The sequence below is a fragment of the Cupriavidus necator genome (assembly GCF_016127575.1).
Taxonomy (GTDB): Bacteria; Pseudomonadota; Gammaproteobacteria; order Burkholderiales; family Burkholderiaceae; genus Cupriavidus; species Cupriavidus necator_D.
In genome coordinates this window covers 575,678-590,052 of record NZ_CP066018.1, presented here as the reverse complement: position 1 = coordinate 590,052, position 14,375 = coordinate 575,678, and the positions used below count along the sequence as shown (strand labels likewise).

The 14,375-nt window shown below is 63.7% G+C and carries 14 protein-coding genes; 13 read left to right on the top strand and 1 reads right to left on the bottom strand.

Annotation, left to right across the window (positions count from 1 at the left end):
- The first annotated feature begins 181 nt into the window (after positions 1 to 181).
- The 12 genes from I6H87_RS02800 (at position 182) to I6H87_RS02745 (ending at position 11,991) form a co-directional block, all read left to right on the top strand.
- Positions 182 to 853, top strand: a complete 672-nt coding sequence (locus I6H87_RS02800) for a TetR/AcrR family transcriptional regulator (protein ID WP_011614733.1) — start codon at positions 182 to 184, stop codon at positions 851 to 853.
- A gap of 184 nt (positions 854 to 1,037) precedes the next feature.
- A complete protein-coding gene (locus tag I6H87_RS02795; RefSeq protein WP_011614734.1) occupies positions 1,038 to 2,327 on the top strand; it encodes an acyl-CoA dehydrogenase family protein in 1,290 nt (429 codons plus the stop codon).
- A gap of 186 nt (positions 2,328 to 2,513) precedes the next feature.
- Positions 2,514 to 2,783, top strand: a complete 270-nt coding sequence (locus tag I6H87_RS02790; RefSeq protein ID WP_231881388.1) for a hypothetical protein — start codon at positions 2,514 to 2,516, stop codon at positions 2,781 to 2,783.
- A gap of 24 nt (positions 2,784 to 2,807) precedes the next feature.
- Positions 2,808 to 4,286, top strand: a complete 1,479-nt coding sequence (locus I6H87_RS02785; protein WP_041687200.1) for a flavin monoamine oxidase family protein — start codon at positions 2,808 to 2,810, stop codon at positions 4,284 to 4,286.
- 9 nt (positions 4,287 to 4,295) lie between these two features.
- Positions 4,296 to 4,955 carry a c-type cytochrome gene (locus I6H87_RS02780; protein ID WP_011614737.1) on the top strand — a complete coding sequence of 220 codons (660 nt, stop codon included), beginning with the start codon at positions 4,296 to 4,298 and terminating at the stop codon, positions 4,953 to 4,955.
- A 37-nt stretch (positions 4,956 to 4,992) separates the two neighbouring features.
- Entirely contained in the window at positions 4,993 to 5,664 is a 672-nt protein-coding gene (locus I6H87_RS02775) for a hypothetical protein (protein ID WP_011614738.1), read from the top strand.
- 13 nt (positions 5,665 to 5,677) lie between these two features.
- Complete coding sequence (locus tag I6H87_RS02770; protein WP_011614739.1) at positions 5,678 to 6,754, top strand: phosphotransferase; 1,077 nt, start codon at positions 5,678 to 5,680, stop codon at positions 6,752 to 6,754.
- Between the two features lie 156 nt (positions 6,755 to 6,910).
- Complete coding sequence (locus I6H87_RS02765) at positions 6,911 to 7,687, top strand: SDR family oxidoreductase (protein ID WP_051398462.1); 777 nt, start codon at positions 6,911 to 6,913, stop codon at positions 7,685 to 7,687.
- A 109-nt stretch (positions 7,688 to 7,796) separates the two neighbouring features.
- Positions 7,797 to 8,915, top strand: coding sequence for a Re/Si-specific NAD(P)(+) transhydrogenase subunit alpha (locus I6H87_RS02760; protein WP_011614741.1), 1,119 nt, complete (start codon positions 7,797 to 7,799; stop codon positions 8,913 to 8,915).
- 22 nt (positions 8,916 to 8,937) lie between these two features.
- A complete protein-coding gene (locus tag I6H87_RS02755; protein WP_011614742.1) occupies positions 8,938 to 9,288 on the top strand; it encodes an NAD(P) transhydrogenase subunit alpha part 2 in 351 nt (116 codons plus the stop codon).
- Entirely contained in the window at positions 9,285 to 10,757 is a 1,473-nt protein-coding gene (locus I6H87_RS02750; protein WP_011614743.1) for an NAD(P)(+) transhydrogenase (Re/Si-specific) subunit beta, read from the top strand. The genes I6H87_RS02755 and I6H87_RS02750 overlap by 4 nt, the downstream gene beginning before the upstream one ends.
- Before the next feature lie 307 nt (positions 10,758 to 11,064).
- The gene (locus I6H87_RS02745) at positions 11,065 to 11,991 is read left to right on the top strand and encodes an MBL fold metallo-hydrolase (RefSeq protein WP_051398513.1); all 927 of its coding nucleotides are present in this window, start codon (positions 11,065 to 11,067) and stop codon (positions 11,989 to 11,991) included.
- Between the two features lie 113 nt (positions 11,992 to 12,104).
- Here the strand turns inward: I6H87_RS02745 and I6H87_RS02740 are convergent, their stop codons facing one another.
- Positions 12,105 to 13,343 carry a porin gene (locus tag I6H87_RS02740; protein ID WP_011614745.1) on the bottom strand — a complete coding sequence of 413 codons (1,239 nt, stop codon included), beginning with the start codon at positions 13,341 to 13,343 and terminating at the stop codon, positions 12,105 to 12,107.
- Positions 13,344 to 13,713: 370 nt separating this feature from the next.
- Between I6H87_RS02740 and I6H87_RS02735 the strand changes: the two genes are divergently transcribed.
- On the top strand, positions 13,714 to 14,373 hold the full coding sequence (locus I6H87_RS02735) for a TetR/AcrR family transcriptional regulator (protein ID WP_011614746.1): 660 nt from the start codon (positions 13,714 to 13,716) through the stop codon (positions 14,371 to 14,373).
- Positions 14,374 to 14,375 lie beyond the last annotated feature (2 nt).

The window sequence follows — 14,375 nt, the reverse complement described above, 5'->3', positions numbered from 1 at the left end:
GCCTCGCCGATCATTGCCGTCGCAATCAGGACAAAGGAGGTAAGCCCCCGCCGAAGCGACCCGGGCGCCACGCGCGTCGACGGGCGTCAGATATAATGATGCCCGCCCAGCCTACCGCTGGCGCGATTCCTTACAAAGGGCTGAAAAGCCCTGAATCAAGGCAGACAGGATGACAGTGCCCATGGAGCAGCGCACCCCCAGGAAGCGGCGTGCATCGAGCGCAGCCGCCACAGGAGCCGACCCCGACAGCTTGCGAGCCCAGGGCTTGCGCACGCGCAATGCCATCGTTCGCGTTGCCAGAAAGCTGTTGCTCGAGGGCGGCAGCCTGGAATTCTCGCTGCGTGCCGTCGCCCTCGGCGCCGGGATTAGCATCAGCAATCTCCAGTACTACTTTCCCACCCGGCAGGCCGTCCTGCGGGCGATCATGGCGCCGATTATCGACGCCTATCTCGAAGACCTGAAGCGCGCGCTGGACAGCCGCGTCACGCCGCGCGAGTCGCTCAACGCACTGCTGGATAAGGCGCTCAGCGACGCGAGGAATGTCAAGGACTCGGCGCTGTGGTGGCACTTCGTTTCGCTGGCATCGACCGATCCCGAGTGCGCGCGGATGTTTGAGGAGTGGTATGACACGCTGACGCGCGGCATTGCGGAACTGGTGCGGGCGATCAATCCGGAACTGAAAACGGCAGACAGCCTGCACGCTGCCTCGTTGCTGATTGCGCTGGCCGACGGACTGGCGCTGCAGGTCGGCGCGGGGCGTCGCAAGCGTGACTCGCGCGGGCTCGATGCGGCATATCGGACCGCTGTCGAGCAGATCATATTCAAGGAGCGGTCAACCGAAATGGCCGGCTAGCGGCGACAAAGCAACGCTACTGCGTGCCAACGCCAGGAGACAGGGAATACCCTGTCTTTTTTTTCGCTTGTATGTTTGGCAACATGACCTATGTTTGGTATCGTGTTCTAACACGATGAGCGATGGGCGTGCCGTATCTGCGGCAAGCCGCCACGCATGCTTCCATGACAGGAGGAGACTCAGAATGATTCGATTGCACAAGACCGCGGCGTTGCCGGTAGTTGGCCTGACCGGATTCGAGACGCCGCTGAGCGAAGAGGAAAACGCGATTCAGCAGACGGTTCATCGCTTTGCGCGCGATGTGCTGCGGCCGATCGGCAGGGAGCTTGACCGCATGGCGCCCGAGGACGTCATCGCTGCGGGTTCTCCGTACTGGACGGCGATGATGGAGAGCGCGAAGCTCGGGCTCGATCCGCAACTCATCGCGCAGTTCCCGCCGGAGGTCGCGGTGCGCATCGAGTCCCTGATCGGCGAAGAGCTGGGCTGGGGGGATTCGGGTCTGGCCGTTTCGCTCGGCGCTGCGACCATGCCGCTGACGATGGCGCAGTCGCTCGGCAATCAGGAACTGATCGAGATGTGCACTGGAAAGATCGGTTGCTGGATGAATACGCAGCCTGACCGTGGCTCCGATGCCGCGATCCTCTACCGCGAAGAGCTGAGCGCAGGCGGAAAGCAGCCGGTTGGCAACGTGACCGCCAGGGTCGGTGCCGACGAGATCGTCATCAACGGGCAGAGCTCGGCATGGGTGTCGAACGGGTCGGTGGCACAGGTGGCGCTCGCCTACATGGCGGCGGACTATGGCGACGGGTTCCACGGGACGGATGAGCACGGCGCGTTCACCAACGGCATCGGCCTGATCCTGCCGCTCGACCTGCCTGGCATTTCGCGCGGCAAACCGCTGGACAAGATCGGCCAGCGTGCGTTGCCCCAGGGCGAGATCTATTTTGATAACGTCAGGGTGCCCAAGCGCTTCGCCATCGCGCTGAAGGATGAGTACCTCGGAAACCTGGCTTCTACATGGTCGTTCGCAGGTACTCACATGTGCCAGGTCTTTGTCGGTGCGGCCCGCGCCGCGTTCGAACTTGCGCTTGCCTATTGCCATGAGCGCAAGCAGGGCGGGGCGCTGCTGCTGGAACACCAGATGACCCAGTTGCGCGTGGGCGAGATGCTGCGCCGGCTCGAGATGGCACGGGCCATCGCCCGGCGCAGCCTGGCGTTCGCGCGACTGTCTCCGCAGAGCCACCCTTATGCGACCGCGCAGGCCAAGGTCAGCGTAACCGAGGAGGCCATGAAGATCACGCACGAGGCATTTCAGCTCTTCGGCGGCAACGGCACGACGCGCGAGTTCCCGATCGAGAAGTTGTTCCGCGACGCGCGCTCGGCGCTGATCGAGGACGGCGAGAACTACGTGCTCACGTCGCGGTTGGGCGTGCTGGCCGGGCGCCTCTACCAGAATGGGTGGGCGCGGGAGTAGGCGCCCGGTCAAGCGCGGGATACCGGCCGTCGCTGCAGGCGGCTGGAGCGCGCCAGACCAATCAGCCATTTGCATGGGAAAGCCGCGATGACGTCAAGCTCCTGCTCGACCACGACCGCCTTCGGGCATCAGCCTGGCTCCAGTGAGCTGCTCCACTTCATCCGGGCATCGGTCGCAAGGATTCGAATGGACGCCGCGGACGGTGCCGCCATCGAACGCCGCTTGTCGAGCCTTCTGCGGCACGCGCTCGCGACAGGCTCGCCATTCGATATCGCGCTCGTATTGGGGAGCGCGGCCGAACTCATGCTGTTCCCGGAGCAGGAGGTGCTGGAGCAGTGTACAGCCGCAGTCCAACAAGTCGATCAACAGGCGCTGCGTGGGCTCGTCTGGGCTGTCCGGCACAGAAGCATGAGAAGCGGGAAGAGCGTTCGCAGGTTTGCGCTCGACCCGCAATGAGATGACAGGAAACAGCGAAGCACTATGGGCAAGATTTCGTCCTCGGACACTTCAATCAACACGCAGCGAAGGCAATTGCTGAAAATGGCCGGCGCCTCCACGGCGGCAGGAACCATCGGCTTGAGCCCGGGGCCGGCCAAGGCGGCGGCCAAAGCCGGCACGCCCGAAGACGTCCTCGACGTCGCCATCATCGGCGCGGGCCTGGCGGGCCTGACCGCCGCGAGGGACCTGCGCCAGGCAGGCTGCGAGTCCTTTGTCGTGCTGGAAGCGCGCAATCGCGTGGGCGGGCGGACGCTTAACTACGATGTGGGTTCGGGACAGGTGTCCGAAGTCGGGGGACAGTGGATCGGCCCCGGCCAGACGGCGGTGGCCGATCTGGCGCGCGAACTCGATGTGGGCACGTTTCCCAGCTACTACAAGGGGAACACGGTCATCCTCGGCGGTGACGGTCGTCTGGAGGTCGACCTGAAGGGCACATTCGGCAGCGACGAGGCGATCGGTGGCAGGCTCAGCGTGCTTTCGCGCGACGTGCCGTCGGGCGCGCCGTGGAAATCACCGAAGGTCGTGGAACTGGACAAACTGTCGGTCGGCGACTGGCTGGCGAAGCAGAACATCAAGCCCGAGGACCGAACGGGGTGGAATGCGAGCATCGCGCTTTCCGGTGGCGTGATGCCGGCAAAAATGGGGATGCTCCATTTCCTGTCAATGATCAACTCGGCCGCCTGCGACTATATGCAGCTGGACAGCATCAAGCACAGCGCCCAGGAAACGCGATTTGCCGGTGGTTCGCAGATCCTCTGCGTCAGGATGGCGCAGGCATTGGGGAAGAGGGTGCGCCTGTCGAGCCCCGTCCGGCGGATCTCGAACTGGGACCGCGAGGTCGTCACGCTGCACACGGACCAGGGCGAAGTGCGCGCGCGCCAGGTCATCATGGCACTGAGTCCACCCTTGTGCCAGCAGTTGCAGTTCGATCCGCCGCTGCCGCAGAAGCGTGCAGCGCTGCAGCGCGCCTGGCCCGCCCATTCGCCGGCGCGGAAGACGGCGATGGTCTATTCCCGTCCGTTCTGGCGCGACAAGGGACTGAACGGACACATCTTCCAGGTCGACGGGCCCATTCTGTGGGCCTTCGACAACTCGCCGCCGGGGGGCGAGCTCGGCGTTATCAATGCCTTCATCTCGAATGCGTCGGTTCCCTCGGATCACAAGGCGGCGCAGAGGTTCCTGTCAGAGATCTATGCGCAGGCCTTCGGCAGCGAAGCCTTGGCGCCGGTGTCATACCACGATCACGACTGGGGCCGTGCCGATCCCTGGACGATCACCTGTGTCTCCGCGATTCCGCCGGGCTTCTGGAGCACCCACGGCGAGGCATTGCGGCCGCCCTGCGGCAGGCTTATCTGGTCGGGCACCGAGACGGCCGAGATCTGGGCCGGCTACATGGATGGCGCCGTGCGCTCTGGCCATCAGGCCGCCCTCCAGGTTCTCAATGCCTTGCGTCGCGCCTAGGAGACGGAAATGAAGAAGCGCATATGGCTGGGCGTTCCCGCTATCGCTGCCGCCGGGCTGCTCGCCTGGTTCGGCCACGACCTCCTGGGGATCTATCGCCTCGACCGCTATATCACGGCGTCGGCTGCCGCTTATAACGCCGACGGCAGCCCGTGGCCACGCGTGACCGACGCCTGCATCGGCTGCCACGGTGCCAAGGGCAATTCGCTGCACCAGGGCTATCCGAGCCTCGCGGGCCAGCCGGCACCGTACGTGGCGGCCCAGCTTCGCAAGTTCGCCAGCGGGGAGCGGTCCAATCCGATCATGGGCCCGTTGGCCAAGACGATGAGTGAGGCAGAGATCAACGATCTTGCCGGCCACTTCGCCAGGCAGCCGGCCGGCGCCAACCGTTACTTCACGCCCGATGCGGGATTGCTGGAGAAGGGCAAGCGGCTGGTGGCCTCGGGAAACTGCGCCGCGTGCCATGGCAGCCAGCTGATGGGGCACGACCAGTTCCCGCGCCTCGCGGGCCAGGGCTACGAGTATCTGCTGGCGCAGTTTGATGCGTTTGCCACCGGCACGCGCGGCGAACCGACCGGGATGATGAAAAGCGTGGCCGCGGCGGCGTCGCCGGAGGACCGCAAGGCGATGGCCACCTACCTCGCCAGTCTGGCGCCGCGAAAGCCGTGAACAATCCAATCCTGCAAATCGAGCCTTGGGAGTCGTGATGGACCGCAATCTCTATCTTCTCTGTTTTGCGATGTTCGTCCTCGTGATGACGTCATTGATCCACGGCCTGAAGTTCCTCAGGCAGCGCAACTACCTGCTCGGCTTCGAATGGCTGATCGTGACCTTCTCCGCGTCGAATTTCCTGCTTTTCGCCTTGGGTGGCGTGCAGTTTTCGTATGGCATCTCGTACTTTTGCGATGCGTTCTCCCGGGGCTTCGGCATCCCGGTGGTTGCCTTGGCCGGGCTGATGTCCGTTACGCATCGCTACAAGCCGTCCATCCTGATGGATGTCGTGTTCTTCGCGGGAGCGATCGCAGGGACGATCGTGCTGTTGTCGATCGACGCGCTGGCGCAGCCGAGGCCGTATTTCTATGTGGTGATGTGGTCGGTATTTTCGGTATACCTGGCCTGGTTTGCCTGGAAGCTGCTCAGCGCCGGGGAAGGCTGGCACGCATTTGGCGTGTTCATGGTCCTGCTGACCGCGCAAGCCATTGCCTGCATCTATGATTTCCATACGATCCCCGGCGACGACGAGCAACACCTGATCTTCTTTTCGCTCGCTTGCCTGACTTGGTCGTTCATGTGTGTGGAGCTGTACTACGCGTACTGCGCGCTGGATCGCGCGGAAAAGGATGCGGGGTCGCTGGCTCCCGTGCCGGCGCTTCGATGAACGGGGCGACCGGATGAGCAATGCTTCTTCAGCGTTCGCCGGCACGCGGCCGGCACAGGAGACACTGGGTTTTGACCTGGGCGGACTCGAAGCCTGGATGGCGCGCCATGTGGAAGGCTTTGCCGGCCCGCTGACCGTTGAGCGGTTCAGCGGCGGCCAGTCCAATCCAACGTACAAGCTCGTCACGCCGCGCCAGGCTTACGTGATGCGCGCCAAGCCCGCGCCGAAGGCAAAGCTGCTGCCGTCGGCGCATGCGATCGAGCGCGAGTTTCGTGTGACGGCGGCGCTTGCCGACACCGAAGTGCCTGTGGCCAGGATGTATGCCCTGTGCGAGGACGAAGCCGTCATCGGTCGTGCCTTCTACATCATGGAATTCGTCAATGGCCGCGTGCTATGGGATCCCGCGCTGCCTGGCATGAGCAACAGCGAACGTACGGCGATCTATGACGAGATGAATCGCGTGATCGCGGCGTTGCATCGCGTGGACTACAAGGCCATCGGCCTTGCGGACTACGGTAAGCCCGGCAATTATTTCTTTCGCCAGATCGAACGATGGAGCAGGCAGTACAGGCTGTCCGAAACCGAATCGATCCCGGCGATGGATGCGCTGATTGCATCGCTGCCCGACCGAATCCCGGAGGAAGCGGAGGAGCAGGTCTGCATCGTGCACGGGGACTACCGGCTCGACAACCTCATGTTCCATCCGACCGAGCCCCGCGTACTCTCGCTGCTCGACTGGGAGCTGTCGACGCTGGGTCATCCGATGGCCGATTTCAGTTATCACTGCATGAGCTGGCACATTTCACCGGGCCCGCTGCGAGGCATGGGAGGTGTCGACCGGGCCAACCTGGGTATCCCGGACGAAGCGCTTTACCGCCGCGCGTATGAGCAGCGCACCGGGCGCAGGATCGGCGGGAACTGGAACTTCTATCTCGCGTTCAGCATGTTCCGAACCGCAGGCATCCTGCAGGGGATCATGAAGCGGGTGGTGGATGGCACGGCGTCATCGGCGCAGGCGCTCGAAACGGGAAAGCTCGCCCGACCCATGGCCGCGATGGCCTGGAAATACCTGCAGAAGCAGGCGCGATGACCAGCATCCATGGGGCCGCAGCCGCGGCTTCGTCGGGTCAACCGGACCAGCGCGATCACGAATTCCTGTTCTATGCCAGAAGCGGGGAACGCTACTGCGCCTGGGACGTCCTGCGTTGACTCCGGTACTGACACCATTTCTCTACATCGCCCAATCATGACGAATTCCAACTCTCCCCTCGCTCAGCCCCGGTTTGCCGAGTCCCTCGATTTCACCGGCAAGACCGTGTTGGTTGTGGGGGGCTCCAGCGGCATAGGCAATGGCATCGCGCAGGCATTCCGGCAACTCGGTGCAGAGGTTCACGCCTGGGGCACGCGTGCCCGGGCGTCCGACTATCGCTTCGACGAAGGTTCAGATCTTTCTGGCCTGCACTACGCGCAAGTGGATGTTTCCGACCAGGCGGCCGTCAACGCCGTGCGGCCCGCCTTCGAACGCCTGGACGTGCTGGTGCTGGCGCAAGGTACGATCCAGTACAAGCGTGCCGAGTTCGAGATGGTCACCTTTGACCAGGTGCTGCACGTCAATCTGTCCAGCGTGATGGCCTGCGCGGTCAAGTTCCGGCCGATGCTCCATGAGAGCCGGGGTTCGCTGATTACGCTGAGCTCGATCGCGGGCTTCCGGTCCGTGCGGGGAAACCCGGCTTACGCCGCATCCAAGTCCGGCGTGGTGGGCTTGACCCGTACGCTGGGTGAAGCGTGGGCAGCCGAAGGTATTCGCGTCAACGGCATCGCCCCTGGCCTGGTGGACACAAAACTGACCAAGGTGACCACGGCGTCGCCGGCTCGGCTCGATGCAACGCTGTCGCGCGTGCCCATCGGCCGCATGGGCTTGCCGCACGAGATAGCCGGGGCAGCCATCTTCCTGGCCTCTCCCCTGGCCTCCTATATGGTTGGCGAGACCCTTCTCGTCGACGGCGGCCTGACGCTCGCCTGACGTCGGGCGCCGCGGAGTCATCATTAACTGATTGGTGTTTTGTCCTGCTAATGAAACGACCTGGAGTTCGGCCATCTGGCGGGCTTCCGGTGCAAGGGGATCTATCGATATGCAAATTGGTATTCCGCTGGAAACACTGCGAGGCGAGACTCGCGTCGCCGCCACCCCGGAGACAGTCAAGAAGTACGTCGCGCAGGGCCACAAGGTGGTCGTGCAGGCCGGCGCCGGCGTAAGCGCCAGCCAGCCCGACAGCGCGTATGAGGCGGTCGGCGCCACCATCGGCACCGCCGCCGAAGCTCTGGGCGCCCAGCTGGTGCTCAAGGTGCGCGCACCGGACGCCGCCGAACTGGCGCAGATGAAACCGGGCGCCGTGCTGGTCGGCATGCTCAATCCCTTCGATGCCGAGAACAACGCGCGCATGTCCGCCGCGAACATCACCGCCTTTGCCCTCGAAGCCGCGCCGCGCACCACGCGCGCGCAGAGCATGGACGTGCTGTCGTCGCAGGCCAATATCGCCGGCTACAAGGCCGTGCTGGTGGCGGCGCACCACTACCAGCGCTTCATGCCGATGCTGATGACCGCCGCCGGCACCGTCAAGGCGGCGCGCGTGCTGATCCTGGGCGCGGGCGTGGCGGGCCTGCAGGCCATCGCCACGGCCAAGCGCCTGGGCGCGGTGATCGAGGCCTCCGACGTGCGCCCCGCGGTCAAGGAGCAGATCGAATCGCTCGGCGGCAAGTTCCTCGACGTGCCCTTCCTCACCGACGAAGAGCGCGAGATCGCACAGGGCGTGGGCGGCTATGCCCGCCCGATGCCGCCCGACTGGATGAAGCGCCAGGCCGAACTGGTCCACCAGCGCGCGATCCAGGCCGATATCGTCATCACCACCGCGCTGATCCCGGGCCGCAAGGCGCCGGTGCTGCTGCAGGAAGCCACTGTGGCGCAGATGAAACCCGGCTCGGTGGTGGTGGACCTGGCCGCGGCACAGGGCGGCAACTGCCCGCTGACGGTGGCCGACGAAGTGGTCGAGCGCCACGGCGTCGTGCTGATCGGACACACCAACCTGGCCGGCATGGTCGCGGCGGACGCCTCGGCGCTGTACGCGCGCAACGTGCTCGACTTTCTCAAGCTGCTGATCGACAAGGACGGCAAGCTCGTGATCAACACCGACGACGACATGGTCGCGGCCTGCCTGATGACACGGCGCGAAGAACTGGCGCTGGCCAGCTGATCCGGCAATCAAGGAGATATCGATGGAAATGGTTAGCCACACGGTGATCAACCTGATCATCTTTGTACTGGCGATCTACGTGGGCTACCACGTGGTCTGGACGGTCACGCCCGCGCTGCACACGCCGCTGATGGCGGTGACCAACGCAATCTCGGCCATCATCATCGTCGGCGCCATGCTGGCCGCCGGCCTGACCGAGGGCTACGTTGGCCGCGCAATGGGCACGCTGGCGGTGGCGCTGGCAGCGGTCAATGTGTTCGGCGGCTTCCTGGTCACGCAGCGCATGCTGGAGATGTTCAGGAAGAAGGCACCCAAGGCGCAGCCCGAAGCCAAGGGGCAGCCCGGCGGAAAACTGGCGGAGGTAGCGCAATGAATGGCCTGTCGATGAATATGGTGACGCTGTCCTACCTGGGCGCGTCTGTGTGCTTTATCCAGGCGCTCAAGGGGCTGTCACACCCGACCACGGCGCGGCGCGGCAATGTCTTCGGCATGGCCGGGATGGTGGTCGCGGCGCTTACCACGGTGGCGCTGATCTTCAAGCTGAAGAGTGGGTTGTTCTCCGGCGGGGCGGACCCGTCCGCGCCGGGCACCGGCCTGGCGCTGATCCTGGCCGCGCTGGTGGTGGGCGGCGGTATCGGTGCCTATGTGGCGAAGAAGGTGCAGATGACCAAGATGCCGGAACTGGTGGCGGCGATGCACTCGCTGATCGGCCTGGCCGCGGTGTTTATCTCGGTGGCGGCAGTGGCGGAGCCCGCTGCCTTCGGCATCACGGCTGCCGGTTCGCACGACATTCCGCTGGGCAACCGCATCGAGCTCTTCATTGGCTGCTTCGTCGGCGCCATCACTTTCTCGGGCTCGGTGATCGCCTTCGGCAAGCTGGCCGGGCGCTACAAGTTCCGGCTGTTCCAGGGCGCGCCGGTGGTGTTTGCCGGCCAGCACTGGCTGAACCTGCTGCTGGCGGTGGCGATGGTAGGCTTCGGCATTGCATTCTTCCTGACGCAGGCGTGGATGCCGTTCCTGGTCATGCTGGCGCTCGCCTTCGTGCTGGGCGTGCTGATCATCATCCCGATCGGCGGCGCCGACATGCCGGTGGTGGTGTCGATGCTGAACTCATATTCGGGCTGGGCAGCAGCGGGCATCGGCTTCTCGCTGAACAACCCGATGCTGATCATCGCCGGCTCGCTGGTGGGGGCAAGCGGTGCCATCCTCTCGTACATCATGTGCAAGGCGATGAACCGCTCGTTCTTCAACGTGATCCTGGGCGGCTTCGGCGGCGACGCCGCGGCCGCGAGCGGCCCGGCAGGGCAGGCGCAGCGCAATGTGAAATCGGGCTCGGCCGATGACGCTGCCTTCCTGATGGGCAATGCGGAGACGGTCATCATCGTGCCGGGCTATGGCCTGGCCGTGGCGCGCGCCCAACACGCGCTCAAGGAACTGACCGAGAAGCTGGCCGAAAAGGGCGTGACCGTGAAGTACGCGATCCACCCGGTGGCAGGCCGCATGCCGGGCCATATGAACGTGCTGCTGGCCGAGGCCGAGGTGCCGTACGACCAGGTCTTCGAGATGGAAGACATCAACAGCGAGTTCGGCCAGGCCGACGTGGTGCTGGTGCTGGGCGCCAACGACGTGGTCAACCCGGCGGCCAAGAACGACCCCAAGTCGCCGATCGCCGGCATGCCGATCCTGGAGGCGTACAAGGCCAAGACCATCATCGTCAACAAGCGCTCGATGGCCGCCGGCTATGCCGGGCTGGACAACGAACTGTTCTACATGGACAAGACCATGATGGTGTTCGGCGACGCCAAGAAGGTGGTCGAAGATATGCTCAAAGCAACGGACTGATCCCGACGAAGACCGGGAGGAGGTGGTGCAAGCCACTGGGCGAAGGCAGCCGCGTCGGCGAGCGCGCCATAGTCACCGAAGAACTGCAACTAGCCCTGACGATGCGCAGCCTGCAGGGCGAGGAAGTCGGTTGACGCTCTAAAACGGCCATCCCAAAATATCACACGGTCTGTGTTTGCAGGCACTCTATTTTTATGACAGATGTTATTATAAATAGACTGAAAACAGAGTTGCGTAGCGCCTGACCGCTCCTGGAACGCCTCGGCTGCGGGAAGATCGCAACGGACTGCCAGGGAGGATGATCGACATGAGCACAGCTTTTAGCAATTCCGACATGCAGGGAAACATCCAGCGCGTGGATTTCGGGCGCGTTTCGGTCTTCTTCGGCGAGAAAAGCGGAAAGTATCCCGACGGAAGTCAGGTATTGATACGAGGCTCGGAGACTCGCGCGGCGTTCGACACGCCGCTTGTCGCGAACTACATCGGCCCCGAATTTGACGCGACCGAGCTGGTGGTGATGGGCCATGTGCATGAGGACCATATGGCCGGTTTGCATCGTCTTCCGTATGCATCGGTATATGTGCACGAACGGGATTTGCCAGCGGCAAGGAGCTGGGACGGCATGGTCGCCGCTTTCGGCAATGCGGAGTATGCATCGGAGACGCTGCTCAAGTTCCAGCGCGATTTCTTTTATGCGCCGCGGCCTGATGCGCAAGGCTACGTCGACGGCGCGTGCTGGGGTCTGGGGCAGGCCGGCATTCGCGCTTTCCACCTTCCAGGGCACACCGCGGGCCACACCGTTCTTCTTGTTGAACCGGAGGGAGTGGCTTTCACGGGCGACATCGACCTGACTGGATTTGGGCCTTACTATGGCGACGCGGGGTCCAGCCTGGCGGACTTCCGTCGCAGCCTGGCACGGCTGCCCGAGATTCCGGCCAAGGTTTGGGTTACGTCCCATCACCGGGGCGTCTACACCGATCGCGAGCACTTCCTGCGTGATCTCGCTGCCTATGTGGCCAAGCTGGACGAGCGCGAACAGCGCCTGATGGCCATGCTGCGCGAATCGCCAAAGACACTGGCGCAGCTGGTCGACCTGCGGCTGCTGTATCCGCCGGGCTATGAAGGCTTGTGGGTGGTCAACGCCGAGACCCGTACGATTTCTCAGCATCTGGCGGAGCTGCTGGCTGACGGGCGGGTTGAGGTGAGTGAAGATGGCGTCTATCGGATGAGGTGACATACCTTGGAGGCCATTTCGGCAGTGGCCCTCGCGCCATGTCCCGATGCAGATCGCTGAAGCAGCATCGCATCGGGTTGGCATCGGCAACGGTTTGAGGATATCCGTCGCGCTCAGAAGTTGTGGCGGATACCTAGTGCGGCGCCGAACATGCTGGTCTTGCCAGCACCCGGTTGATAGCCGTTGTTGAACGCAATGGATGCGGTGTCCAGGCACAGGCCAGCATTCTTCGCATAGGCGGTGGTCAGATACAGGTCCGTACGCTTGGAGAGGTGGTAGTCGGCGATGAACATCAGCTGCCTTGGATTGCCCGCAGGCCTCAGCGCCGGCAAGGTCGAGGACCGGAAGGTCTGGTAGTAGTAGTCCAGCGTCAGGCTCAGGGCAGGCGTCATCTCGTAGTAGACGCCAGCCCAGTACAGATTGTCGCGCGTCAGTGTCTGCCCCGGCGCAGTCGACATGCCCCAGCGGTATCCACTCATGAAGATCGCGGGCCCGACGGCGTAGCTGGCTGCTGCGGCGGCCTTCTTGAATGTGCCGGTACCGGCGAAGCCGCTATTGCCGATGATGCTCGGGTTCACCTGATCATAGGTCACGGTAGCGCTGAACGGCCCTGCCGTATAGGACGCCCGGGCACCATAGCCGGTATCGCGGCGAAACTGGCCCGGAACCTCTCCCGATCCGCCAAGGCGGCTGAGGTCCACGGTGCCGCTGCTTCCGCCGGTGCCAAAACTCCAGTGGGCCCCGACGCTGACCGGACCGAAGGTCCCGGAATACTTGACGGTGTTGTCTTCGCGGTACACCGGTCCGATCTGGGCGATGACGGGTTCATACAGGCTCGACATGGCCGCCGGCGAGAAGTTGGCCAGTGCCTCGAGCATCGAGGTGTATTGGCGCCCGAAGGTGATCTTGCCGTAGGTGGCGCTCTGCAGGCCGATGAATGCCTGCCGGCCAAACAGGCGGCCGCCTTGCTGCATGGTGCCATCGTCGCCGCCGACGCCGCTTTCCAGCACAAAGACGCCGTTCACGCCGCCGCCGAGATCCTCCACGCCGCGCAGACCCCAACGCGAACCAGACAGGCCTTCGCCGTTCAGCGCGTATCGATTGGCCGAGCCGCCGCCCGCGCTCTTGAAGTTGGTATCGATTTCAAGGTTGGTGTCCAGCGTACCGTACAACGTGATGGAGGACTGAGCATGTGCCGCGCCTGCGAAGGCACCAAGTGCTGCCAGTGCGATAACAGGCGTGGTGCCCCAGTTGCGTGCCACATTGCGCGGCACTCGGTGTTTCTCCTCACGGCGCTGTTCCATGACGACGGCACCATCCTTGCTCAACGCATTACGCCTGAATGCATCCATCAACAATCTCCATGTTTGTCAGTTGCCTGGCGGCCGCATGCAAGAACATCGGCCGCGCACTCTTCCTGAAGTCCTGCCCGGCGATTCGCGCGAATCGTGAATTAGCATAACGAGCGTGATGTTAAATAGAAAGGGCGGGTATTCCCTGCGTGGTCCCGGCAAGGAGAGGGGCACAGGCGTTGCCATATGCTGGCGTGTGCGGACACAGGCTTCGCGATCCGGATGGAATGCGCCGCATCTGGGAGATGCTGGAGGCGAGAACGCTGGAGAGGCTAGAATCAGAACATAACGTCGATTCTGTAAAATCAGGCTTCTGGCGGCTAACCAGTCGGCATCCAGTTATCGAAATCCTCAAGAGACAGAACAGAACATGGACAGCGACGACGATATCGAGCAGGTCTCAACCCGGGGTCGTCCGGTCGGCGACCGCGAAGCGAAGCGCAAGGAGCTGCTGCGCGCGGCATCAATGGTGATTGCACAGGAGGGATATGCCAACGCATCGCTGCGCAAGGTTGCCAAGCATGCGGGCTACACCACTGGCGCGGTGACGTATTACTTCGCGAACAAGGAAGAGCTGGTGGTGGCGCTGATGGAAAGCGCATTCGACCGTTTCGACGCGATGCTGGAGTCGGCCCGGGAAAGGGGTGACATCCTCGCGCCGTTCGAAAGCTGGATAAGGCTGACGGACCGCAGCACGAGGTTCTGGCCGGCGACATCGGAGTTGCTGGCGCAGGGGCGACACGAGCCAGCGTTTGCGGAAGTCATCGCCAGGCGCTACGCGCGTTATCGCCGCTTGCTCGCCGCCATTGTCAAGGACGCTCAGGAACGGGGGACGGTCCGCAACGATATTTCGGCGGACATCCTCACCGACCAGCTCGTTGCCATGGGCGACGGGTGGATGATGATGTACCCCATCGAGCCCAAGCGATTCACGCCAAAGCGAATGCGGGCGCTGATCGATGCCCTGGCGGTGCTGGTTGCGCCCGTGCCAGGGGAGCAGAAGCCTGGCGGACGGGCGGCGCGCACGTAGCA